Source organism: Mesorhizobium sp. W067 (assembly GCF_054719525.1).
The window spans coordinates 518,209-540,999 of sequence record NZ_JBTTII010000001.1 but is presented as its reverse complement, the minus strand read 5'-3'; the positions used below and the strand labels follow the sequence as shown (position 1 = coordinate 540,999).

The following is a 22,791-nucleotide window of genomic DNA, read 5'->3' as shown; positions in this document are numbered from 1 at the left end:
TATCAGCGTTTCCCAAGAGTGATGGCAGCACGCAGTCCGTCGCGGCCAAATTGCGCCATGTTCATGAAGATGCCGTGCGGCACGGGAATGTTGGCGGCATCGAGGATGGTCTCCTGTCTTTCGTCCTCGACCCAGGGATCGTGGATCAGGATGTGGTCGCCATCGTCGCCGATAGCCAGCACCCAATGCGGCACCTTCTTGCCGAACATCAGGAAGCCGCTGATCAGCACCAGCACCAGTTTTCCCTGAGCCAGGGCGCCGCGGATATCGTCGATGGTGAATGGACGGTAATTCACCGGGATGCCGTAAAGTTCCGCGCGGCGGCGAAAGTCCACCTGGGCAAGTTCCATCACCCGGCGCTTGTCGTCGCTGCGCACCGATTGCAAGAACAGCGCGCCATAGAAGGACACGAAGATTTCCGCCGCAAGCCCGCTTTCGTAGCCGGAAACCGCAAGGCCGAAGGGCTCGCAGCCGCCCGGGCCGGACATCATGAACACGGTCGTTGCCTCGCGCCATAGGCGGATTTCCATGACCGGATCGGGCACGAAGCCGGAATCGAAATTGGCCATCGCCATCATCAGGCAGCATGGACCGCAGGTGAACTCGCAGGTCTGCTGGTAGAACGGGACTTTGGTGGCGACCGGAATATCGCCGCGCAAGGTCTTTTCGTAGCGCAGCGCGGTGGCGCCATCCTCGTAATAGTGAGGCTCACGACCGATCTTGCGGTAGCCGCTCTGCTCATAGATGCCAATGGCGCGAAGATTGTCCTCGCGCACTTCGAGACGCAACATCATGCGGTCATGCTCGAAGGCAGCTTCTTCGGCCGCTGCAAGCAGCATGCGGCCAATGCCGCGGCCGCTGAAAAACGGGCTGGTGGCAAGCGAATAGAGCCGGGCGACGCCGCTGCCCTTGCGAAACAGCACGATGGCGTAGCCGGCGACACGGCCATCGCTTTCGGCGACCAGCATCTCGGCTGTCTCGCGTTCGATCAACAAGCGGAAGGAGCGCCGGGAAATGCGGTCACTGGAAAAGACCGCCTTCTCGATGGCGGCGAGGTCATCGACGTCGGACGCGCGGGCCTTGCGAATCTCGGCAGGCATGCGGGTTTGGAAAACCTCGATTGGGTGGAGGAAAAGGCCGCGGTCAAAAACGTCGCAAACATCAGCCGAAACGCCGATATCAGCCAAGCGCTATCGCACCTTGAATAGGGCCGAATTGTGACAGTTCCACCGCGAGTGGCGGGCGGTGACCGCGGCACCGCCAGGTGCGGCGCCGCCTCGGCGCATGACGCCAAAACCGAATGTGCTCAACTGGCGATACCGGCCAGAAGCTGACCGTAGGCGCGCTTGGCGACCGCGGCCAGCTGCTCTCGCGGCAGCGAGCCGACGACGGCGCAGGCATAGCCCTTGTCCAGCCAGTAGACCGCCTCGGGGCCGTCGGCGTCCGCCATGTAGGTGCCCTTGGACTTGGCTGAGGAATCAGCGGTAACGAACAAGGAGATGCGCTGACCCTTGGCGTCCTCGTAAAGCAGCATCGCTGCCTTGCCCTGGCCGGCGGGCAGCAGCCGGCCGCCAACCAGCTGGAAGCCTTCCGCCACCAGATCCGGCGCCACCAGTTTCAGGCCGACGCGGTTGGACAGCCAGGTCTGCAGGTGATCCTTGTCGCTTGCCGGCACTTCCACCGCATGGCGCTGTTCGGCGGCATAGATGACATGGGCGGCGATCGCCTCTTCGGCCAGTTGGTCATCGGCGCCATCTTCCCTGCCGATGCCGTCGATGCCGGCAAAATAGCCGCCAAGACCGCCGATGACGAGCACTGCGGCCGCCGCGGCCGCAAGCCACCAGCGCGACTGCCGCGCCGCCGCTTTGGTCGCGCCTTCACCGCTAACGATCTGCTTGAACAGCACCGGCACGGGCTCGTCGAGCACACCGGCAAAGGCGGCGCGCAACGCGGCGCGGTCGGCGGTGTAGCGGGCGCTTTTCGCCTTCATTTCGGGATTGGCGTCGATCCAGGCGTCGTAGGCGGCGCGCTCGTCGCCCGGCAGCTCGCCGTCGAGAGCCATGTGGATATCGCGTTCGGAAAAATCGCGGCGGGTCATTTCTCGACGATCCTTATCGAGCGGCGGCGCGCCGTGTCATCGAGCAGGCTGCGCAGCTCCTCGCGTCCGCGCGCTATGCGCGACATCAGCGTGCCGGCGGGCACGCCGAGAATGTTGGCGGCTTCGGCATAGGAGAATCCTTCGATGGCGACCATGACTAGAGCGGCGCGGCGGTCGGGGCTGATCGCCTGCAATGCGTCGATGATCTCGCGCGAGGCGGCGTTCTCGGCCTGCTCGGCGGGGACTGCCTGCGCCTCGTTTGCGTCAAGCGGCAGGATCGCCGCCTCACCGCGCCGGTTCACCTTGCGCATCTGATCGATGAACAAATGATGCATGATCGTAAACAGCCACCTCCGGGGGCTTTCTCCCGTCTGCCAGCTTTCAAGCCGCAAGAGCGCTCGTTCGAGGCAATCCTGGACGAGATCGTCAGCGGATTCGCGGTCGCGCAGAAGCGAGCGTGCGTAGCGGCGCAGGCGCGGTATTTCGCCAAGGATTGCTGCCTTCTTTTCGTCCATGACCGCTGGTTCTGAGGTCGCCCTTGTTTAACCCGATTGAACGCGCCTTCCCGGCGCGGCGCAAGCGGCCAGCGCGAAGCGGTCTGCCGCCCCGGTCACCCAAGCAGTGAGATAACGAGTTGATCGGCTAAATTATTCCCCGCAATCAACAAAAGGGCCGAATTATCCTAAATCGGTCTGTGCGAAATCATGGCCTTTGTATAGCAGTGGAAGATCGCGGCTTTTCGCGCAGGCGTAAGCAAAACAGTCCCCGAGATTCAGATCCGCCTTGTGGCCAACGGCTTTGCCGTAACGGGCACTCGCGTCAATGGCCCGAGAGCCGATGTTGTCGTCAATGGCCAGACTCTCTCCCATGATCTCCACAATGAACTCATCGATCAGATCGCGGGCATGGAGAAGGGCTTCAGCGCTGGGTCTGCGCGGGCCGGCGCCGGCCCTTGCCAATGCCTGTGTTGCTTCGAAGTGAACCAACGGAGAAACCCAGACCTGCCCGGAAAAACCGGATAGCTGCTTCAGCAATTCCTCCCACCCAGGTTCCTGGTTGAGAATGGCGACGATCACCGACGCGTCGACAAACATCAGTCTTCCCACATCTCGTCGGTGAACTTCTTCATATCGAAATCGGGATTGGGCAGGCCAAGCTTCCTGGCCCTGTCCTGAAGACTGGCGATCCGATCGCGCAGCGGCACCTTCGCCCGATTGCGCTCAAGTTCGTGCACGAGCGCGACCCGCACCGCCTCCGTTTTGCTCGGAGCGTTCGTCTCGCGTTGCAATCTGCTGGCCAGCGCATCCACTTCGTCGTCGCGGATATAGAGCGGCATCGAATATCCTCCGTTGGATATTGATATATTCCATCTCGTATATCACTTCAAGTTGCAGCGTTGGCCTCCCTCGCCGCCCGCGTCAGCAGCCGCTGGTAGAACAGGCCGATGCCGATCAGCACGGCGCCAAGACCGATGAAGGACAGCGCCCTGAGCACGCCTTCCAGTTCCGACATGTCGAACAGGAAGACTTTTACCACGGCAATCGCGATCAGCGCCGCCGAGGCGATGCGCAGCACCTGCGACTTCAGCCAGACGCCGGCGGTGAGCAGCACGACGCCAATGACCAGCCAGAGCGCCGAATAGGTGTAGGTCTCGAGCTGGCCGAGGCCGCTCCACAGGCCGATGAACTCGCCCTTGAACACGCGCCTGACCGACAGTGTGGCGTAGGCGAAGACAAGCAATGCCGCCACCACCGCCAGCATCTGCGCATACCATGGCGGCCGCTTGTCCCTGGCATAGAGCGCCAGCCCGCCGACAGCGATGGCCGGCAGGAGATAAGCCAGGAACAAGAGGTTGAACACCGGGATCTGGCCGGTCGATTCGTCGGTGAACAGCGGATTGAGCACCAGGAAATGCTGGAGGACGATGAAGGCGACCGAGAGCACGCCGGCAGCCATCGAGCCGTAGCGCAGCACAGAGCTTGGCGAGCGCATGTCGATGGCCACCAGTATCGCGCCGGCGCCGATGGCGATCAGCGTATAGATCGCCTGTTCGGCGAGCGTCACCGGACCGGTGTCGATGACGCCGCCATGCATGGCGTGGCGCACCAGCATGGCGACGGTGAGCAGCGCAAACAGGGCTGCACCCGCCTCCATCGCTAGGCGCGGCCGGCCATTACCAGCTGTTGGTAGTGCGGGGGTGGTACGCGCGAGTTGCCAGGCGGCAAAGCCGAAGGCTAGCGCCGGTACGCCGTATCCCGGCAGCAGCCAGTTGAACACCCGCGTCGTCGTCAGGAACTCGGCGCCGACGATGGTCGGATCGAAGGCGACGCGGCCGAGCACGGCGACGACCGCGCCGACCGAAATCCAGCCCAGCACCGGATAAGAACGCCAACGCGTCGCCAGCGCCGGCACGATGGCGGCAACGCCGGCAAGCAACGTGGTCCAGCCGGAACCGAAGGCCATGTGCAGCATCAGGAGCCCGGCCAGAGCCGAGCCGCAAAGCGCGAAGGAGACGGCGACGTCGCCCTTGAGCGGCGGCTGTTCGGCGCGCGCAATCCATTCGCCGCCGGCGGCGAAGACGACGACCAGAAGGGCAGCTATCGCTGCGTAGACAAGGTCGCGGTCGAGATTGCCGTAGGCGAGCCACAGCGTCAGCAGAATAAGCAGCGGCGAAGCGACGCCCCATGCCGCCCAGCATGCCGCGCGGACCCGTGCTGAGGCGGCGAAGCGGCGTGCGGCCCAGAAGCCGGCGCCGATGAAAACCAGGCCGAGGGCAATGCCGATGCGCAGCGTCAACGGATTTCCGGCCGCCACCGGCATGCCGTCAAAGCCGATATTCCCCTGGGTTATGTCGGAGCCGATGGTGGTGGGCGGAATGATGCCGAGATGGATCATCACGCTCACCACGCCGGCGGCATGCAGCAGCGGCAGCGCGCGCGGCCGGTAGAGTGCGGTGGCGACAAGGGCGACGAGGACGAAGGCGCCCGGCAAGGCGCCACCGGCGGCGACCAGCGTCGTGTCGACGGACAGGCCTAGCGCTGAAAACGCAACGAAAACGCCTGGCACGATCGAGGGCCAGTCGAAGCCGGTCTTCGCCGTCTCCGCTTCGCTGTCACGTGTGCCCAGCCAGACAAAGGCAAGCACCGCCAGCGTCACCGCGTCGATGAACAGGATGACGGCAAGGTCGGCGACTAGCGTGCTCATCATGTAGACGATGGTCCAGGCGCCGGTGCCGAAGAAGGCCGCCGCAATCAGGAATTTCCAGTCGCGAATGCGGGCGATCACGGCTGTAGCGGCAAGCACGATCGCCAGGTAGACGAACAGCGCCCATGGGTTGGGCGCCTGCGAGGACACAAGCGCCGGCGTCGCCATCGAGCCGACGAGACCGATGCCGGCCAGGGCCTGGCCGTGGACGAGGGCGGCGACAATGGTCGCCACGCCGATGGCGCCGAGCACGGTGAAGGCGAAGGCCGGCCCGACGAAACCGTAAATGGCATGCGCGGCATAGACCGTACCGAACAGGATGAAGGCGCCGGCAGCCGTCAGGATCGCCGGAATATAGGCGCCTGCAGCCCCTTGCACCGGCACCTTGAAGCCGGTGCGGCGGATGAACTCGCCGCCGCCGATCAGCACCAGGCCGAGCAGCGCCGCCAGGGACAGCCGCACTTCAGGGCCGAAAATGCCGGCCTCGATGGTGTAGCGGATCAGGAACAGGCCGCCCAGGGCCAGCGCGACGCCGCCGACCCAGACCGCCCAACGGGTGCCGAGCGCCGTTTCGACCTCTGACTGGCGGGCTGCCTTCGACGTGGCGGCAGGCGCGGATCCGGTGAATGCCGCCTTGGCCGCGGCCGACAGTTCTGGCACGGCCTCGCTGGTGGCCGCATCGGCTTCGGCGGCCGGTGCCTGGGCATGTGCCGCGTCTGCTGTTGTTGGCGAAGCTATGTCGGCAACTGGTGCGCTAGCGTGAGCGGCATCCGCCGGTGCGCTTGCAGCCTGCTCGGCCGGTTTGGCAACGGGCGGTGTCGCATGCACTCCGGACAGAACCAGGCTGCGCAGCGCTCCGAGCTCGCGCTCGATCAGACTGACGCGGCCCTGCTGGCGCAAGACGAGGACAAAAAGCACGATAACGACGACGGCGCCAATCAGGCTTTCAAACATGGCGGTTCCCCCAAACCAGGCCAGTTTTCACTGACAATTGCGGCGGCCACACGGCCACCCCAGACGGCTATTCAAGTCACGCCACCGCAATGGTGGCCGAAAAGAAGTTATCGAGCATGTTTCGTCGGCAAATTCCAGCGGCCTACGGTCTTTCTCCTCACCCATCATCTGAGATAGCCAGGAATGGCATGCCGCCGCCACTTGCCCAGGAGCCATGCTATCCTCGGATGAACTACGAGGAAATCGAATGCCGAAACGAAGTGCAGGGCTGCTGATCCACCGGACAAGGGCCGGCATTCTCGAATTTCTGCTCGTCCATCCCGGCGGCCCATTCTGGGCAAGGAAGGATGAAGGCGCTTGGTCGATCCCCAAGGGCCTCGTCGAGGACAATGAAGATGAGTTGGCCGCCGCCCGGCGCGAGGCTGGGGAAGAACTCGGAGTCAGCATCGAGGGTGATTTCGAGCCTGTCGGCAGCTATCGGCAAGCCGGCGGCAAGATCGTGATCGCCTGGAGTGTCGAAGCCGATTTCGATCCCGATGCCGTTAAAAGCAACATGTTCACGATGGAATGGCCGCCCAGGTCAGGCGTGACCAGGGAATTTCCCGAAATCGACAGGGCCGGCTGGTTTTCCTTCGCGGAGGCCAGCCTCAAGATCCTCGGCGGTCAGCGCGCCATCCTCGATGATTTCATGGAGCATCGCAAAGCCGGCTGAGGCTCTTGCCCTACGAGTACCCCCACCCTAACCCTCCCCACAAGGGGGAGGGAATGCTGCCGCATGCAGCTTTTGGTGTGAACCTGGACGGTTTGCGGAGGTCAGCACCCACCGAGTCTCCCTCCCCCTTCTGGCGCAGCGTCTGCCGTAAGGGCGGCCTTGCCGCCCGAATGATGCTTGCGCAAGGCGGCGAGGAAGCCGGCACGGGCATCGGGCTGTTCGATGCCGCGCGGCTCGTAGACATGGCGGGTGAAAAAGAAACCGGTCAGATGGAAGGCGTCCTCGAGTGCCGCGTGGTCCGCCCGCAAGCCGGAGCCGCGCCGCAGGAAGGCCGGCAGCGCCAGCATCTTGTCGCGCCATGGCGCGCCGGCCTGGCGCGAAACCGCGCGGCCGGATTTCGGCGAGACATAGGCCAGATCCTGCCTGGCGCCGGTCGCCGCGCACTGGCTGAGATCGAGGCCGAAGCCGAGTTCGTCGAGGATGAGCAGTTCGAAGCGCGCCACCAGTTCCCCGGCGGCATCCGAATCGTCCAGATGGGCGATCATCACAGCAAGCGTCTCATACAGGCCGCCATGGGCGTCGCGCTCGGGCAGGAGTCTGAGATGCGCGGCCATGGTCTGCAGGCCGTAGACGGCGACAGCGCTGTCCATCAACCGGGCGGCATTCATCTCGATCGCCTCGGCCTGGAAGGTGCCGAGATGCTCGTCGAGGCGTGCCCGCCACAAAAGGTCGACGCGGTTGCCGGGCTGCAGCACCGGCTGCTGCTTGCGCGAGCGCCCGCCGCGCACCAGGCCGAGATGGCGGCCATGCGCACGCGTCATTACCTCGAGAATGGCGCTGGTTTCGCCATGCTTGCGGGTGCCGAGTATGATTCCCTCGTCGCGCCATTCCATGGCAGGAGCTTGTCACCGGTTGCGTGGCTAAATCAAGATTTTGGCGCGCCGCGTGCGATCTGTGCTGACATTGGATCCCCACACATCGTCGAAAGGCTCTGATCACGCGAATTCCCGGTGATCGGCCAGGACGTCGTCGATGACGCGGCGCGATCGCTCGGCTTCGGCTTGGTTGGCGTCGTGTCCGGCAACCGTGATCAGCGCTTTCCACAGCGTCCAGCCGCGGCCGCGCGCCCAGGTCGCTTCATCGACGTCGATGGCAGCCCGGAATGCCTCCCGGCTCTCGCCCTGGAAGAATGTCCAGGCGATCGCCAGGTCGCAGGATGGATCGCCGATGCCGGAGGTGCCGAAGTCGATGACGGCGCTCAGGCGGCCGTTTTGGACCAGAAGGTTGCCCCAGGCGACGTCGCCGTGAAACCAGACGGGCGACCCTTGCCAGGTGGCGGCAAGGGCCGCATCCCAGACAGCGGTGGCCGCCTGGGTGTCGATCTGCCCCTCCAGCGCCTGGAGTGCTTCCCTTGTCTGGTTGTCATACACGCTCGGCGATCCGCCGCGGAAGAAATTGTGCTGGCCCGCGGGCGGCCCGCCCGCCGGATCGATCCGCCGGAGCGCAATGAGGAACTTGGCCAGATCGACCGCGAACTGTGGGCGATCGGCGATTTCGGCGGTCTTGGCTGTTTCGCCGTCGATCCAGCGGTAGACGGACCAATGCCAGGGGTAGCCCTCCCCGGGCTCGCCCATCGTCAGTGGAACCGGGATCGGCAGCGGCAGAAGCGGCGCCAGCCTGGGCAGCCAGCGGTGCTCCTTTTCGACCTGCAAGGCATATGGTGCGGCACTCGGCAGCCGCAGAGTCATATCATTGCCGAGGTGGAAGGTTCGGTTGTCCCAACCGCCAAACGTCACCGGGCTCACCGGCAGATGCCGCCATTGCGGAAACTGCGCGTTGACCAGCCGGCGCACGAGATCGGTATCGATGGTCGGTTTTGGATCAGGCATGTCATCGTCTCAAACTGCCGGGCGGCACTTCTAGACGATGAAGCTCAATGGGGAAACTCAAGCCCCATCTCACGGTAGCGCTCGGGGTCGTCGCCCCAGTTTTCACGCACTTTGACGAACAAGAACAGGTGCACTTTCTGCTCGAGAATGCCGGCTATCTCCATGCGCGCCGACTGGCCGATGGCGCGGATCGTCTCGCCCTTGTGGCCGAGCACGATCTTCTTCTGGCTGTCGCGCTCGACATAGATGGTCTGGTCGATGCGTACCGAGCCATCCGGTTTCTCTTCCCATTTCTCGGTCTCGATATGCGAGGAATAGGGCAACTCCTGATGCAGCCGCAGATACAGTTTCTCGCGGGTGATCTCGGCCGCCAGCTGGCGCATCGGCAGGTCCGATATCTGATCCTCCGGATAGTACCAGGGGCCAGCCGGAAGCGCCTCGGCGAGATAGTCGAGCAGATCCTTGCAGCCGGAGCCGGTCAGCGCCGAGACCATGAAGGTGCGCTTGAACGGCACCTTTTCGTTTGCTGCCGCGGCCAGGGCCAGCAGCGCCTCGTGCTTGACCCGATCGACCTTGTTGAGGATCAGCACCATCGGTTGGCGGACGTCCTTCAGCCGCTCGAGGATGGCGTCGGCGTCACCCCTGATGCCGCGCTCGGCATCGATCAGCAGCAACACGATATCGGCGTCCTTGGCGCCACCCCAGGCGGTGGTCACCATGGCGGTGTCGAGCCGGCGCTTCGGCTTGAAGATGCCGGGCGTGTCGACAAAGACGATCTGCGCGTTGTCATGCGTGGCGATGCCGCGCACGATGGCGCGGGTGGTCTGCACCTTGTGGGTGACGATCGACACCTTGGCGCCGACCAGCTGGTTGACCAGCGTCGACTTGCCGGCATTGGGGGCACCGATCAGGGCGACGAAGCCGGAGTGTGTGGCAGTGGCCTCCGCTGCCGGAGGGAGATCTTCGCTGCCGGTCATGCCGCACTCCCTTGGTTGGCCCAGATGCCTTCGCGCGTAAGAAACGCCGATGCCGCCGCTTCTTCGGCTGCGCGGCGAGAGCCGCCCGTGCCGCTCGCCGGCGCAAAACCGCCGACCTTCACGGACACCGTGAAAACCGGTTGATGTTCAGGTCCTTCTCGTTTCTCGATCGCGTATTCGGGCCTGACATCGCTGGTCTTGGCGATCCATTCCTGCAGGTCGGATTTCGGATTGGGCGGCTTGGCCACCACCTTTTGCGAGCGCGGCTCCCAGTAACGCAGGACGAATTGCCTTGCCGCATCGAGGCCGCCATCGATATAGACCGCCGCGATCAGCGCTTCGACTGCATCCGCCAGATAGTTTCCGCCCGAGCCACGCGAGCGCGCCTTCAAGGCAGCGTCGGCCCGAACCAGATCTTCGAGCTGCATTTCAATGCCGATCTCGGAGCATGTCCGCGCATCGACCAGGGCATTGAAGCGCGGGGCGATTTCACCTTCCGGCGCCTCAGGAAACTTTTCAAAAAGCAGGTCGGCAACGATCAGGCCGAGCACGCGGTCGCCAAGGAATTCGAGGCGCTGGTTGTTGCTGCTTGCCTTGACCGCGCTGGAATGCGTCAGCGCGGTCTCGAGCAAACGGACGTCCCGGAAGGAATGGCCGGTTTTGGCTGTCACCAAATCGGCCAGAGTTTCACCCGTCGGGCGCTTCAAAGCCATCAATTCACGAAATGGAACAGGCGCGACAGGCGCACCAGCGACGGCCATTTCCAGATCTCGAGCGGGCTCGCCTTCCCGGCGATCGAGAAGAAGACGATGTTAGCGCGGCCGACAAGGTTCTCCGCCGGCACGTAGCCGACGCTGAGGCGGCTGTCGGAGGAATTGTCGCGGTTGTCGCCCATCATGAAATAGTTGCCGGGGGGCACGACGAACTCGCGGGTGTTGTCGGTGATCGAATTCGGTGTCAGGTCGAGCGTGTCGTAGCTGACGCCGTTGGGCAGGGTCTCGCGATAGACGTCGACCGGCTCAGGCACTTCCGTGATATCAGGATTTTGGATCTGGCCGGTTTTCACACGAGGCACGCCCTGGCCGTTGATGAACAATTGGCCGTCCTTCATCTGGATCTTGTCCCCCGGCAGGCCGACGACGCGCTTGATGTAGTCGAGCGACGGATCCGGCGGGAACTTGAAGACCACCACGTCGCCGCGCTTCGGATCGGAACCCCAGATGCGGCCGGAAAAGATGTCGGGGCCGAATGGCAGCGAATAGCGCGAGAAGCCGTAGGACCATTTGGTGACGAACAGATAGTCGCCTTCGAGCAAGGTCGGCCGCATAGAGCCGGACGGGATCGAGAAGGGCTGGAACAGCAACGTGCGGATGACCATGGCCAGCAGCAAAGCCTGGATGATGACGCTGACGATTTCGCCAAGCCCGCCGGATTTCTTCTCGGATTTTTCAGCCACGCTCATGTCGTCCTCGATTGTGCGTTGGATGGTATAGAGTCTCGGCGCGCGCTGGGCAACGTCAAGTCGGCGTTAGATAGCGGTCGTCTGATGCAATCAATGTGGCGCTTGTTCGGCGGGCAACGCCTCGATGATCACAAAGGCTTGAGCAAGCGGGAAATCATCGGTGATTGTGAGGTGGATCGCCGCTCTGTGCCCCTGTGGCAGGATTTTGGCCAGCCGTGCCGCCGCTCCCCCGGTCAGCGCCATCGTCGGCGCGCCGCTGGGCAGGTTGGCGACCCCCATGTCGCGCCAGAACACGCCCTGCGCGAGGCCGGTGCCAAGCGCCTTGGCGCAGGCCTCCTTGGCGGCGAAGCGCTTGGCATAGGAGGCTGCGCGGCCTTTGCGGCCTTCCGAGCGGACCTGTTCGACCTCGGTGTAGATGCGCTGGATGAAGCGCTGACCATGCCGTTCCAGCGACTTTTCGATGCGTCTGATGTCGATCAGGTCGCTGCCGATGCCGATGATCATTCCGCCGGAACTTCCCGTCCGCGGTGCCCGGCCTTATGCGCCCGCTCTGCCATGCGCTTCCTGCGCTGCTCGCGAAAGGCTGTCATCCCCCAGCGGGTGATGCCGTAGAAGATCAGCCCGAAGATCAGGCCGAGCGGCACAGCGCCGATCAGCATCGGCTCCAGCACCGGATGCCACAGTTTTGCAAACGACAGCGTGTGCATCATCTCACCAAGATGCGCAGGCGGTCCGTTCTTGGGCAGGCGCTCATGCAGGATCAGCTTGCCGACTTCCCAGGACGCTCCCCACAGCAGCGGGAAAGTCAGCGGATTGCCGAAGAATACCGCGCCGAGGGCGGCGGCCACCAGATTGCCGGCGACCACCCAGCAGAGCACGGCGGCGACGGCGAAATGGAAGCCGAGCGGAAAGAAGGAGGCGAAAACGCCGGCCGCGACGCCGGCCGCCACCGCATGCGGTGTCGCCTTCAGCCGCAGGATGCGCTTGGAGAAATATTGCAACGAGCGCGAAAACGAGCGGCGCGGCCACAGATAGGTACGCACCCGCTCCAGAATGCCATCAGGCTTTCGGCGTCGAAAAAGCACTCTGTTCCAGTTCCCGGTTCATCACGCCCAAATTGCAACCATCCCTGGCCGGGCGCGGTCGCTCCATCTTGCGCTTCGAGGGCGCAGAAAGGCAACAACGACTTTGATATAGCGACTGCCTTGCGGCGGAACAATGAAACGCCGCCGCGATGGTCTGCCGCAGGCGGGTAACAAGAGCGCCATTGGGGCGAAACTGAGGACAATATCGATGAAAGCTCCCCGACGACGGCAAGGTCCGCGCGAAGACGACGCCGAGGCGGATAGACTATTCCCGATATTCGCTGACTTCGACCAAATTGCTGTCCGGATCGCGGAAATAGACCGACATCATCGTGCCGCGGGCGCCGGTGCGCTCGACCGGACCGACTTCGATGGCAACGCCATTGGCTTCGAGACTGGCGCAAATCTCGGCAAGCGGCCTTGCGGCGATCAGGCAGAAATCGCCGGACCCAGGCATCGGCGTCTTGGCTTTCGGTTCAAAAGTGTGCGTTGCCTGATGCAGGTTGATCTTCTGCGATCCGAACAGCAACGCCGTCGGCCGGTTCGGCTCGTCGTGACGCTTCAGGCCAAGCACCCGCTGGTAGAAGGCGCAGCTGTCCTCCACCGAGCGGACCGTCAGCACGAAATGATCGATGCCGGCGATCATCGTGATGTCCCCTAAATGTTGCGGCTACCCGGCTTGATCGCCGGGATGGCGGCAAGTTCGGGCGGCAGGCGGTCGGCGGGATAGGCCGGCACCTCATATTCGGCAAGCGCGATCAGCGGCACGCCGACATTGGTCTTGCCGGCCGAGCGGTCGATGATGCAGGCCGCCGCCACGACCTCGGCGCCAATCGCGCGCAGGCAGTCGATGGTTTCGCGAATCGACAGGCCGGTGGTGACGATGTCCTCGACGATGACGACGCGCGATCCCGGCGCGATCTCGAAACGGCGCAGCCTGAACTCGCCGCCTTCGCGCTCCACCCAGATTGCTGGCACACCGAGATGGCGCGACGTCTCATAGGCCGGGATCAGGCCGCCGATCGCCGGGCCGACGACGTAGTCGATCTTGCCCGGCACCGCCTTTTGAATCTTCTCGGCCAGCGCCTTGCAAAGCCGCTCGGTCTTGTCGGCATGCATGAAGACGCGCGCCTTCTGCAAGAAGACCGGGCTGCGCAGGCCGGACGTCAGGATGAAATGCCCCTCCAGAACAGCGCCCGCCTCGCGGAAAATGCCCAGAACTTCGTCGGTATTCATAACTCGCCCCATGTCCATGGTGAATGGTTAATGGTGAATGGTGAATGGTGGTGAGAGCGCCTTCTTTCACTATTCACTATTCACTACACCATTCACTATTCACTATTCACTATTCACCCATTCACACGCCGCGCATCGCTGACGCTCGAATTATCCTTGAGCTGCGACAGCAGCCGGTTGAGGTGCTTCAGATCCCAGACTTCGAGATCGATCAGCATTTCGGTGAAGTCGGGCGCGGTGCGCACCATAGACAGCGTATGAATGTTGGCGTCGTTGGAGGCAACGACCTGGGCGATATCGGCGAGCGAGCCCGGCGCGTTGATGGCGGTGACCGAGACGCGCGCCGGAAAGCGCTCCTTGGTCTGCTCGTCAATGTCCCAGCGCACGTCGATCCAGCGCTCCGGCTGGTCGTCGAAGGCCTGCAGCGCCGGCGACTGGATGGGATAGATGGTGATGCCGGTGCCCGGCTGGACGATGCCGACGATGCGGTCGCCGGGCACGGCCCCTTCCGGCGCGAAACGCACCGGCAGGTCGCCGCGCACGCCGCGGATCGGTACCGCGCCATCGCGCGGCTGGTCCTTGTCCTTGCGCGCGGCTCGGGTGCCGGGCATCTGGAACAGCATGCCGGCGGCGTTGCGGATCTTCGACCAGCCCTCCTCGCGCTGCTTGGGGGCGCTGACGGTGACGCGCTCGTCCTTGTAGTCTGGGAAGACGGCCTTCATGACGTCGGTCGAGGCGAGTTCGCCGCGCCCGACCGAGGCTAGCACATCCTCGATGTCCTTGCGCGCCAGCCGGTGCAGCACCGGCTTCAGGCTTTCCTTGGTGAAAGTCTTGCCGGCGCGCTCGAAGGCGCGCTCGAGAATGCGGGCACCAAGACCTGAATATTGCTTGCGAATGGCGTTCTTGGTGGCGCGGCGGATGGCTGAACGCGCCTTGCCGGTGACCACCACCGACTCCCACGCCGCCGGCGGCACTTGCGCCTTGGAGCGGATGATCTCGACCTCGTCGCCATTCTTAAGTTCCGTCATTAGCGGCATGATGCGGCCGTTGACCTTGGCGCCGACGCAGGTGTCGCCGACGTCGGTGTGCACGGCATAGGCGAAGTCGATGGGGGTGGCGCCGCGCGGCAGAGCGATCAGCATGCCTTTCGGCGTGAAGCAGAACACCTGGTCCTGGAACAGCTCCAGCTTGGTATTTTCGAGGAAGTCTTCCGGGTTGTCGCCTTCTGCCAGTTGCTCGATGGTGCGCCGCAGCCAGGCATAGGCGTTGGTCTCCTTCGAGATCGCATGGGCGGCGCCGTTCGTCTTGCCGCCGGTGTCCTTGTAGATCGAATGGGCGGCGACGCCATATTCGGCGATCTTGTTCATCTCGCGGGTGCGGATCTGCAGTTCGACGCGCTGACGCGAGGGGCCGACAATGGTGGTGTGGATCGAACGGTAGTCGTTCTGCTTGGGCGTCGAGATGTAGTCCTTGAAGCGGCCAGGCACCATCGACCATGTGGTGTGGATGGCGCCGAGCGCACGGTAACAGTCTTCGACGCTGTCGACGACGACGCGGAAGCCGAAGATGTCCGAGAGCTGCTCGAAGGACAGCGCCTTGGCCTCCATTTTGCGGAACACCGACCAAGGCTTCTTCTGCCGGCTCTTCACGCCGGCGTTGATGGCATGCTTTTCGAACAGCGCCGACAGCGCCTTTTCGATGTCGGTCAGCACACCCTTGTTGCGCTCGAATATCTCGGCAAGCCTGGCTGTGACGGCGCGATAGGCTTCCGGATTGATGAAGCGGAAGGCGATCTCTTCCAGTTCCTCGCGCATGCCTTGCATGCCCATGCGCCCGGCCAGCGGCGCGTAGATATCCATCGTCTCCTCGGCGATGCGCAGGCGCTTGGCCTCGGGCATATGGTCGAGGGTGCGCATGTTGTGCAAACGGTCGGCGAGCTTGACCAGCAGAACGCGGACATCCTCCGAGATGGCCAGCAACAGCTTGCGCAGGTTTTCCGCCTGCTCGGCCTTCTTGGAGACGAGATCGAGCTTCTTCAGCTTGGTCAGGCCTTCGACCAGCTTGCCCATTTCGGGGCCGAACAGATCGTCGATCTCGGCCCGCGTCGCGGTGGTGTCCTCGATCGTGTCATGCAGCAAGGCGACGGCGATCGTCGCCTCGTCCATGTGCATTTCGGTGAGGATGGCGGCGACTTCGAGCGGATGCGAGAAATAGGGATCGCCGGAAGCTCGCTTCTGGTGGCCATGCTTCTGCATGGCGTAGACATAGGCCTTGTTGAGCAGCGCCTCGTTGACGTCAGGCTTGTAGCGCGCAACGCGCTCGACAAGCTCATACTGACGCATCATGGGCGGGTTCTCACGGTGCTGAAATGATTGATGCGCCGCACTGATGTACGGCGCATCTCATAGATAGCCACGAAACTCACGGGACGGAAGTGCCGGAACCATATTCCCGGCAGGTCCAGGGCAGCGATTAGTAGTCGTCGCTCTTTTCCGGGGGAACCAGGCCCTCGATGCCGGCCAAAAGGTCTTCCTCGGTCATGCGATCGAAGGTGACGTTTTCTTCCGCGTCGTCGGCGTCGGTAGCTGCAACTGCGTTGCCGGTCTGGTCGGCGATCGCCTCGCCGTCGGCCTCGGGCTCGTCAACCTCGACATGCTTCTGCAGCGAGTGGATCAGATCTTCCTTGAGGTCGTCGGGCGACAGCGTCTCGTCGGCGATCTCGCGCAGCGCCACGACCGGGTTCTTGTCGTTGTCGCGCGGCACGGTGATCGGCGCGCCCTGGCTGATCTGGCGGGCGCGATGGCCGGCAAGCAGCACGAGCTCGAAGCGGTTGTCGACCTTGTCGATGCAGTCTTCAACGGTTACGCGGGCCATTGATTGCCCCTTTCATGCCTGGATTTGATGGAAAACAGGCGCGGTCCATAACCCGAACGCCGCCAAAATACAAGCATTATGGCTCTGTGGCCCATGGGCTGGCGAATGCCAGCTTCTGGCGCCGCTGAATGCCTTGCCGGCGAAGCCCGCCTACCGGGCGACGACACGGCTCCGATCACAATTGCTTGCAGTGCGCCCCGGCACCCTTGGATTGCCGTAAAACTGGCGCTATCTCGGTTGACGAAAGGTCAGCCGGTTTATTTACGAGCCGAGCGTTATAAACGACCCATTTCGATTAGTCCGCCACCTATTTCGAAAAAGGAATATTGCCATGTTCGACCCCCGTGAAAAAATCGCTCTTTTCATAGACGGCGCCAATCTCTACGCCACCTCGCGCGCACTCGGCTTCGACATAGACTACCGCAAACTGCTGTCCAGCTTCCAGAAGCGCGGCTATTTGCTGCGGGCCTATTACTACACCGCTCTGGTCGAGGATCAGGAATACTCTTCGATCCGTCCCCTGATCGACTGGCTCGACTATAATGGCTTCAAGGTGGTGACCAAGCCGGCCAAGGAGTTCACCGACTCGACCGGCCGCCGCAAGATCAAGGGCAATATGGACATCGAACTGACCGTCGATGCGCTCGAACTTGCCGATGTCGTCGACCACTATGTCATCTTCTCCGGCGACGGCGATTTCCGCACACTGGTCGAAGCGCTACAGCGGCGCGGCCGCAAGGTCTCGATCGTCTCCACCATGGCCTCGCAACCACCGATGATCTCGGACGATCTGCGCCGCCAGGCCGACCATTTCATCGATTTGACCTCGCTGAAGAACGAGGTCGGCCGCGATCCCTCCGAACGGCCGGTGCGCAGGCCCGAGCCGGCCGAAGTCGAAGAGGAAGACTATTGACGGCGGCGGCCTTGGACGCCGCTCCCGAACCCGACCGCGACTGCCCGCTCTGCCCGCGCCTGCATGATTTCATCGCAGACTGGCGGCAGCGCGAGCCGTCGTGGTTCAATGCGCCGGTGCCGACTTTCCTGCCGCCTGATGGCGAGGACGCCGTCGAGCTGCTGATCGTCGGGCTGGCGCCCGGCCTGCGCGGCGCCAACCGCACCGGGCGACCGTTCACCGGCGACTATGCCGGCGACCTGCTCTACTCAACGATGATCGCTCACGGTCTTGCCCGCGGCGAGTTCAAGGCGCGGCCGGATGACGGGCTCGAACTGATCGGCACCGCGATCACCAATGCGGTGCGCTGCGTGCCGCCTGAAAACAAGCCGGTCGGCGCCGAGATCGCCACTTGCCGCAGCTTTCTGGTGCCGACGATTGCACGCTTTCCCAAACTGCGCGCCCTGCTGGCGCTGGGCTCCATCGCCCACCAGTCGACCGTCAGGGCGCTGGGCCAGCGCGTCGCCGCCTATCCGTTCAAGCACGGCGGTCAGTTGCCGGCCGGCGGCGTCACGCTGTTTTCCAGCTATCACTGCTCGCGCTACAACACCAACACTGGGGTGCTGACCGAAGCGATGTTCGTCAAGGTATTCAGCGAGATCGCGTCGTTCCTGCGGAACTAGACGCTGCCTCTCAAAATCCCTCGAGCACGATCTTGCCCTTGGCCTTGCCGGTCTCGATCAGCGCATGGGCGCGCTTCAGATTGGCGGCATTGATTGGGCCGAACGTCTCGCCCAGCGTGGTGCGGATGGTGCCGGCGTCGACAAGGCGCGCCAGTTCGTTGAGATGTTCGCCCTGCGCGGCCATATCGGGCGTTTCATACAGCGAGCGGGTGAACATCGGCTCCCAGTGGACCGAAACGCTCTTGCGACCCAGTCGCGGGTTTCGGGCCGCGATGCGGTGGCGATCATCGTCAGATCGGTCAGCTGGCGCGCGAGCTGGACCGCGATCGACCCGACGCCGCCGGCGCCGCCGACGATCAGGATGGTGTTCGCGGCGCCGATGACTAGCTTCTTCACATTGAGGCGGTCGAACAACGCCTCGAAGGCTGTGATCGCCGTCGGCGGCAGCGCTGCCGCGTGCGCATAGCCGAGCGAGCCAGACTGGGCTCATCGCCCGCAAGGTCTATGCGCAGATGCCGCCGAAGGTCGAGTACAGCCTGACGCCTCGTGGCCGAAGCCTGGAGCCCGTGATCACCGCGCTGAAGGTCTGGGGCGATGGGAATGTGACGCTGGCGCCGGAGGTTTCCCAGGCCGCTTGAAGCGGAGGCGTGGCAACCGCTTGCGTTGGTCCGGCCCGTCTCACACCGGCAGCAGCGCGTCCGGCTTTATATCCGATATCGACGTATAGGTGTGCGTTTCCCTGACACCGGGCAGCGGCAGGATCACGCGCTTCAAAAAATCCTGATAAGCGGCCATTTCTGAAATGCGCGCCTTCACCAGATAGTCGAAGCCGCCAACGACCATGTGGCATTCCAGCACTTCGGGAGCTTTCGCCACCGCTTCGGCGAAACGGTCGAACACATGCGGCGCCGCCTGGTCGAGCCTGACTTCGATGAAGACAAGCGTGCCGCGGCCGATCTTTTGCGGGTTGAGCACAGCCCGGACCGCGGTGATTAAACCGTCACGAAACAGGCGCTTCACCCGCTGGCTGGTGCCGGTCGGCGACAGGCCGACACGGGCTGCTAGGTCAAGCGTCGTGCGACGCCCGTCCTCCTGCAGCAACCGAAGCAGGCTGCGATCGATGGCGTCGAGCTGATCGGATTCATGATTCACGTTTGCAGCGCCCATATCGCGTGACTTTCACTTCCACATTGCGAAAACAGCATATTTTGACGCACCATTTTCGACAATAGGCTGCGTTTTCAACGAAAGCCGTCTGGAGGAAGTACCCTTCCGCTGGCAGGATCGAGCGGGACAAGAATGCGCGTGACAGAGGACCGAAACACGAAGCCGGCAATCCTTGCTGGCCTGGCCATGATCGGCATCTACGCCGTGCAGTTCGTCGCCGCCCGCTTCAGCCTGCGGGAACATCTGACCGCGACCGATTTGGCAACGTTGCGCTTTGCCGGCGCCGGCATGGTCATGCTGCTGGTCGTCTGGAGAAACGGCCGGGCGACTGGCAAGGCATTGGGCTGGAGGCGTGCCTTGACGCTGGCGGCACTGGCCGGACTGCCCTACCCTATCATCATCAATTGGGGACTGACCTATGCGCCGGCAGCGCATGGTGCCGCACTTTGCCCTGCCTCGATCGTGTTCTTCTCATTCGTGCTGTCGCGCATCGCCACGAGGGAGAAAACCTCGCGCCAGCAAACCATCGGCGTCGCCGCCATCATCGCCGGGCTGATCCTGTTCATTGCGCCAGCGCACACCGGTGGCGGTATGAAGGATGTCTTCTCCGGTGATCTGCTGTTCATCGCATCGGGCGCGATGTTTGCCGCCTATGCCGTTCTCGTGCGGCGCTGGCGCGTCGATCCGGTTGCGGCGACCGCAACGGTGGTGCTGCTGTCATGCGTGCCGCTGCCGTTGCTCTATTTCTTTGCCCCAAGCGGCCTCCGCGCGGCATCAGTGGCCGAGATTGCCAGCCAGATCGTCATTCAAGGGTTTTTGGCAGGTGCGGCCGCCATGTTCCTGTACACCTATATCGTCCGGCAGCTGGGGTCGCAGGCGGCATCGCTGTTCATGCCATGCGTGCCGATCGCAACCGTGCTGATCGCGATGACGGTGCTCGGCGAGACGCCGACCCGCGCCCAGTTCGCCGCCATACTGATCATGGCCGCGGGGATGGCTTTTTCGGCTCTTTCCAGGCCTGTTCCCAAGCCTGCGTAAGACTGCGGATGCCAAACTCAAGGCCAGATGATTCGTTCAGGCGATGGAGGCTTTTGCGAAGAGAGCGATGCGGGCGCAGCAAATAGCTCGGCCAGCGTTTGCTGCCCACCCTGCAGGACGTTGAGATCGACATCGCCCTCGATCCCGTCGACACGGCCCATATTGTGGTACTGCCAGTAAATCCAGCCGTCCTCGCTCGGCTTGAACGCCAGCGAGCGCAGCCAGCGCTGCCGCACAGCCATCTGTCCGGCATAGGCGTCCTCAGCCTCGTCGGTCAGGTAGATGATCGCCGGCTTGCCGAACGCAGCTTCAACCGGTCCGAGGAAGGCCTGGAGTTCCGCGCTCAGCTGTTCCGGCGACGGGCGTTGCGGGCAGTTGCCGCCGAATTCGATGTCGACGACCGGTGGCAGCAGCGGCTGGTCGTGCGGCACCACCGCGATGAAATTTTTCGCCTGGTCGGCGCCCGGCCGGCAGAAGGTGAAGAAGTGATAGGCGCCGACGGCGAGGCCGGCCGCGCGCGCCTCGCGCAGATTCTTGGCGAAGGCATCGTCGACATGGTCGCCGCCCTCGGTCGCCTTGATGACCGCGAAGGCGACATCGTCGGCGGCAACGCGCCGCCAGTCGATCTCACCCTGATGATGGGAAACGTCGATACCCCTGACCGGATAGCTGTCACGATCCGGCGAGAAGGCCCGGAAATAGAAGAAGCCGCCTGCCCCGACAAGACCCGCAAAGACCAGACTGGCCGCACCCCAGAGGATGATCCGGTTCTTCAAGCCTTCCCCCATCGTGTTTTGCTGCTGCAGCTGTTCGAAACCTGAAAGCCGACGTCTGGCTTTTCTGGGACTGCCCGAGGTTCTAGCCGCGTTCCTTCATGAGCCGGCCCTTTTCGCGCGACCAGTCGCGCTGCTTTTCGCTCTCGCGCTTGTCGTGCAGTTTCTTGCCGCGGCCGACGGCAAGCAGCAGCTTGGCGCGGCCCTGGTCGTTGAAGTAGATTTTCAGCGGCACCAGCGTCATGCCTTCGCGGTCGATGCTCTGCGCCAGTTTTGCCATCTCGCGCTTGTTGAGCAGAAGCTTGCGACGCCGCCTGGGCTCGTGGTTGAAGCGGTTGGCCTGCAGGTATTCCGGCAGATAGGAATTGATCAGCCAGATCTCGCCACCCTCGACCGAGGCGTAGCTGTCCTGGATGTTGGCCTGGCCCTGGCGCAGCGACTTGACCTCGGTGCCGGTCAGCACCAGGCCGGCCTCGACCGTGTCGAGCACCTCATAGGAAAACCGCGCCTTGCGGTTTTCCGCAACGGTTTTGTTGTTTGGATCGGCTTTTCTGACCTGGTTCATGATGTGGAGAGGTGGCGCCTCATCCCTAGTTTATCAAGCCGGCGTGCTTCATCGCCGCATCGATCTTCTCGGCGGTCGACGCCTCGATGGTCACCAGCGGCGAGCGCACCACGTTCTCGACCTTGCCAATCTTCGACAGCGCGTATTTGACGCCGCACAGGCCGGGCTCAAGGAAGATCGCCTTGTGCAGCGGCAACAGACGGTCCTGCAATTCCAGCGCCTTGGCGCTGTCACCGGACAGTGTGGCTTCCTGGAATTCGGCGCACAGCCGCGGCGCGACATTCGACGTCACCGAGATGCAGCCGACGCCGCCATGGGCGTTGAAGCCGAGCGCCGAGGCATCCTCCCCTGAAAGCTGGATGAAATCCTTGCCGCAGGTGGCGCGCTGTTCGGACACGCGCTCGACCTTGCCGGTGGCATCCTTGACGCCGACGATGTTCTGGAAGTCGTGCGCCAGCCTGCCCATCGTCTCCGGCATCATGTCGATCACCGAGCGCGGCGGGATGTTGTAGATGATGATCGGCAGCTTGGTCGCCCTGGCGACAGCGGCGAAATGCTCGTACAAGCCGCGCTGTGTTGGCTTGTTGTAATAAGGCGTGACCACCAGAGCGGCGTCGGCGCCCGCCTGCTCGGCATATTGCACCAGACCGACCGCTTCCGCGGTGTTGTTGGAGCCGGCGCCGGCGACGACCGGAGCGCGCCCCTTGGCCACCTCGATGCAGACCTTGACGACATGGCGATGCTCGTCATGCGACAGCGTCGGCGACTCGCCGGTGGTGCCGACCGGGACGAGGCCCGTCGTGCCCTCGCCAAGTTGCCATTCGACGAAGGCGCGAAAGGCTTTCTCGTCGAAACGCCCGCTCTTTTCGAACGGTGTCACGAGCGCAGTAAGCGAGCCTCTCAGCATGTCGTCCAACTCCTTGGAACTTGTTTGTTTATGCGTATCATCGTCCCAAAACCGGTTCCCGCTTTTGGGCGACATGCATCGGGCGCCTTCTAGCCGAAAGCGAAGCCGCGCACCATAGTCTCGACACTGTTGCGCGGCAAGCATGCCGATGGTGCCAGCAAGCGCAATTCGAACGGCCTCGATAACCCTTTGTTTACGAGCTCTTCACGACCTAAGTCTAGGCTCTCGGGCACCTGGGCTTGCCACCTAAAGTGCCGCAACAGGGAAAGCAGGAT

25 protein-coding genes and 2 pseudogenes are annotated in these 22,791 nt (G+C 63.3%); 5 read left to right on the top strand and 22 right to left on the bottom strand.

The genetic code is table 11. The features are described 5' to 3' along the window. Positions 1-2: 2 nt before the first annotated feature. The 6 genes from ACYG97_RS02535 to ACYG97_RS02510 form a co-directional block, all read right to left on the bottom strand. Complete coding sequence (locus tag ACYG97_RS02535) at positions 3-1,100, bottom strand: peptidase C39 family protein (protein WP_023692865.1); 1,098 nt, start codon at positions 1,098-1,100, stop codon at positions 3-5. Between the two features lie 206 nt (positions 1,101-1,306). Next, complete coding sequence (locus ACYG97_RS02530) at positions 1,307-2,098, bottom strand: anti-sigma factor family protein (RefSeq protein WP_023687291.1); 792 nt, start codon at positions 2,096-2,098, stop codon at positions 1,307-1,309. After that, complete coding sequence (locus ACYG97_RS02525) at positions 2,095-2,613, bottom strand: RNA polymerase sigma factor (RefSeq protein WP_023670250.1); 519 nt, start codon at positions 2,611-2,613, stop codon at positions 2,095-2,097. Before ACYG97_RS02525 ends, ACYG97_RS02530 begins: the two co-directional genes overlap by 4 nt. 162 nt (positions 2,614-2,775) lie before the next feature. After that, positions 2,776-3,192, bottom strand: coding sequence for a type II toxin-antitoxin system VapC family toxin (locus ACYG97_RS02520; RefSeq protein ID WP_023670249.1), 417 nt, complete (start codon positions 3,190-3,192; stop codon positions 2,776-2,778). Beyond that, on the bottom strand, positions 3,192-3,434 hold the full coding sequence (locus ACYG97_RS02515) for a type II toxin-antitoxin system VapB family antitoxin (RefSeq protein WP_023670248.1): 243 nt from the start codon (positions 3,432-3,434) through the stop codon (positions 3,192-3,194). The genes ACYG97_RS02520 and ACYG97_RS02515 overlap by 1 nt, the downstream gene beginning before the upstream one ends. Before the next feature lie 47 nt (positions 3,435-3,481). Further along, positions 3,482-6,256 (bottom strand): DUF2339 domain-containing protein, encoded by a 2,775-nt coding sequence (locus tag ACYG97_RS02510; protein WP_023731992.1) that lies wholly within the window; start codon positions 6,254-6,256, stop codon positions 3,482-3,484. A 247-nt stretch (positions 6,257-6,503) separates the two neighbouring features. Between ACYG97_RS02510 and ACYG97_RS02505 the strand changes: the two genes are divergently transcribed. After that, the gene (locus ACYG97_RS02505; RefSeq protein ID WP_023687287.1) at positions 6,504-6,968 is read left to right on the top strand and encodes an NUDIX domain-containing protein; all 465 of its coding nucleotides are present in this window, start codon (positions 6,504-6,506) and stop codon (positions 6,966-6,968) included. A gap of 101 nt (positions 6,969-7,069) precedes the next feature. Here the strand turns inward: ACYG97_RS02505 and recO are convergent, their stop codons facing one another. From recO to rpoZ, 11 genes are all read right to left on the bottom strand, one after another. Further along, on the bottom strand, positions 7,070-7,861 hold the full coding sequence (recO, locus tag ACYG97_RS02500; protein WP_023670245.1) for a DNA repair protein RecO: 792 nt from the start codon (positions 7,859-7,861) through the stop codon (positions 7,070-7,072). 102 nt (positions 7,862-7,963) lie between these two features. After that, a complete protein-coding gene (locus tag ACYG97_RS02495; RefSeq protein ID WP_023731993.1) occupies positions 7,964-8,857 on the bottom strand; it encodes an aminoglycoside phosphotransferase family protein in 894 nt (297 codons plus the stop codon). Between the two features lie 44 nt (positions 8,858-8,901). Beyond that, the gene (gene era / locus ACYG97_RS02490) at positions 8,902-9,834 is read right to left on the bottom strand and encodes a GTPase Era (protein ID WP_023731994.1); all 933 of its coding nucleotides are present in this window, start codon (positions 9,832-9,834) and stop codon (positions 8,902-8,904) included. Continuing rightward, entirely contained in the window at positions 9,831-10,547 is a 717-nt protein-coding gene (gene rnc, locus ACYG97_RS02485) for a ribonuclease III (protein WP_023684493.1), read from the bottom strand. The genes era and rnc overlap by 4 nt, the downstream gene beginning before the upstream one ends. Next, entirely contained in the window at positions 10,547-11,296 is a 750-nt protein-coding gene (lepB, locus tag ACYG97_RS02480) for a signal peptidase I (protein WP_023670241.1), read from the bottom strand. Before lepB ends, rnc begins: the two co-directional genes overlap by 1 nt. A 90-nt stretch (positions 11,297-11,386) precedes the next feature. Then, positions 11,387-11,800, bottom strand: a complete 414-nt coding sequence (acpS, locus tag ACYG97_RS02475; protein ID WP_023670240.1) for a holo-ACP synthase — start codon at positions 11,798-11,800, stop codon at positions 11,387-11,389. Beyond that, a complete protein-coding gene (locus ACYG97_RS02470) occupies positions 11,797-12,381 on the bottom strand; it encodes a DUF2062 domain-containing protein (RefSeq protein ID WP_023670239.1) in 585 nt (194 codons plus the stop codon). Before ACYG97_RS02470 ends, acpS begins: the two co-directional genes overlap by 4 nt. Positions 12,382-12,646: 265 nt before the next feature. Continuing rightward, entirely contained in the window at positions 12,647-13,027 is a 381-nt protein-coding gene (locus tag ACYG97_RS02465; protein WP_023684494.1) for a VOC family protein, read from the bottom strand. A gap of 11 nt (positions 13,028-13,038) precedes the next feature. Next, a complete protein-coding gene (pyrE, locus tag ACYG97_RS02460; RefSeq protein ID WP_023684495.1) occupies positions 13,039-13,617 on the bottom strand; it encodes an orotate phosphoribosyltransferase in 579 nt (192 codons plus the stop codon). A gap of 113 nt (positions 13,618-13,730) precedes the next feature. Next, positions 13,731-15,962, bottom strand: a complete 2,232-nt coding sequence (locus ACYG97_RS02455) for a RelA/SpoT family protein (RefSeq protein WP_023670236.1) — start codon at positions 15,960-15,962, stop codon at positions 13,731-13,733. 127 nt (positions 15,963-16,089) lie between these two features. Then, positions 16,090-16,491, bottom strand: a complete 402-nt coding sequence (rpoZ, locus tag ACYG97_RS02450; RefSeq protein ID WP_023670235.1) for a DNA-directed RNA polymerase subunit omega — start codon at positions 16,489-16,491, stop codon at positions 16,090-16,092. A 331-nt stretch (positions 16,492-16,822) separates the two neighbouring features. Here rpoZ and ACYG97_RS02445 point away from each other — a divergent pair, with 331 nt between their 5' ends. Then, entirely contained in the window at positions 16,823-17,404 is a 582-nt protein-coding gene (locus tag ACYG97_RS02445) for a LabA-like NYN domain-containing protein (RefSeq protein ID WP_023670234.1), read from the top strand. Further along, positions 17,401-18,066, top strand: a complete 666-nt coding sequence (locus ACYG97_RS02440; protein WP_023731417.1) for a uracil-DNA glycosylase — start codon at positions 17,401-17,403, stop codon at positions 18,064-18,066. Before ACYG97_RS02445 ends, ACYG97_RS02440 begins: the two co-directional genes overlap by 4 nt. Before the next feature lie 10 nt (positions 18,067-18,076). Here ACYG97_RS02440 and ACYG97_RS02435 read toward each other — a convergent pair. Continuing rightward, positions 18,077-18,540, bottom strand: a pseudogene (locus ACYG97_RS02435) (zinc-binding dehydrogenase); the annotation flags it as partial. Between the two features lie 8 nt (positions 18,541-18,548). Between ACYG97_RS02435 and ACYG97_RS02430 the strand changes: the two are divergent. Then, positions 18,549-18,704, top strand: a pseudogene (locus ACYG97_RS02430) (winged helix-turn-helix transcriptional regulator); the annotation flags it as partial. Positions 18,705-18,744: 40 nt separating this feature from the next. Here ACYG97_RS02430 and ACYG97_RS02425 read toward each other — a convergent pair. Then, entirely contained in the window at positions 18,745-19,233 is a 489-nt protein-coding gene (locus ACYG97_RS02425; RefSeq protein ID WP_031261805.1) for an Lrp/AsnC family transcriptional regulator, read from the bottom strand. Between the two features lie 132 nt (positions 19,234-19,365). Here ACYG97_RS02425 and ACYG97_RS02420 point away from each other — a divergent pair, with 132 nt between their 5' ends. Then, the gene (locus ACYG97_RS02420; RefSeq protein ID WP_023731998.1) at positions 19,366-20,271 is read left to right on the top strand and encodes a DMT family transporter; all 906 of its coding nucleotides are present in this window, start codon (positions 19,366-19,368) and stop codon (positions 20,269-20,271) included. A 17-nt stretch (positions 20,272-20,288) separates the two neighbouring features. Here ACYG97_RS02420 and ACYG97_RS02415 read toward each other — a convergent pair whose 3' ends face one another. From ACYG97_RS02415 to dapA, 3 genes are all read right to left on the bottom strand, one after another. Further along, complete coding sequence (locus tag ACYG97_RS02415) at positions 20,289-21,059, bottom strand: glycoside hydrolase family 25 protein (protein WP_245260712.1); 771 nt, start codon at positions 21,057-21,059, stop codon at positions 20,289-20,291. 70 nt (positions 21,060-21,129) lie between these two features. After that, positions 21,130-21,609: an SsrA-binding protein SmpB gene (gene smpB / locus ACYG97_RS02410; protein ID WP_023687280.1), complete on the bottom strand. Its 480-nt coding sequence runs from the start codon at positions 21,607-21,609 to the stop codon at positions 21,130-21,132. 25 nt (positions 21,610-21,634) lie between these two features. Further along, positions 21,635-22,516 carry a 4-hydroxy-tetrahydrodipicolinate synthase gene (gene dapA / locus ACYG97_RS02405; protein ID WP_023732000.1) on the bottom strand — a complete coding sequence of 294 codons (882 nt, stop codon included), beginning with the start codon at positions 22,514-22,516 and terminating at the stop codon, positions 21,635-21,637. Positions 22,517-22,791: the final 275 nt, after the last annotated feature.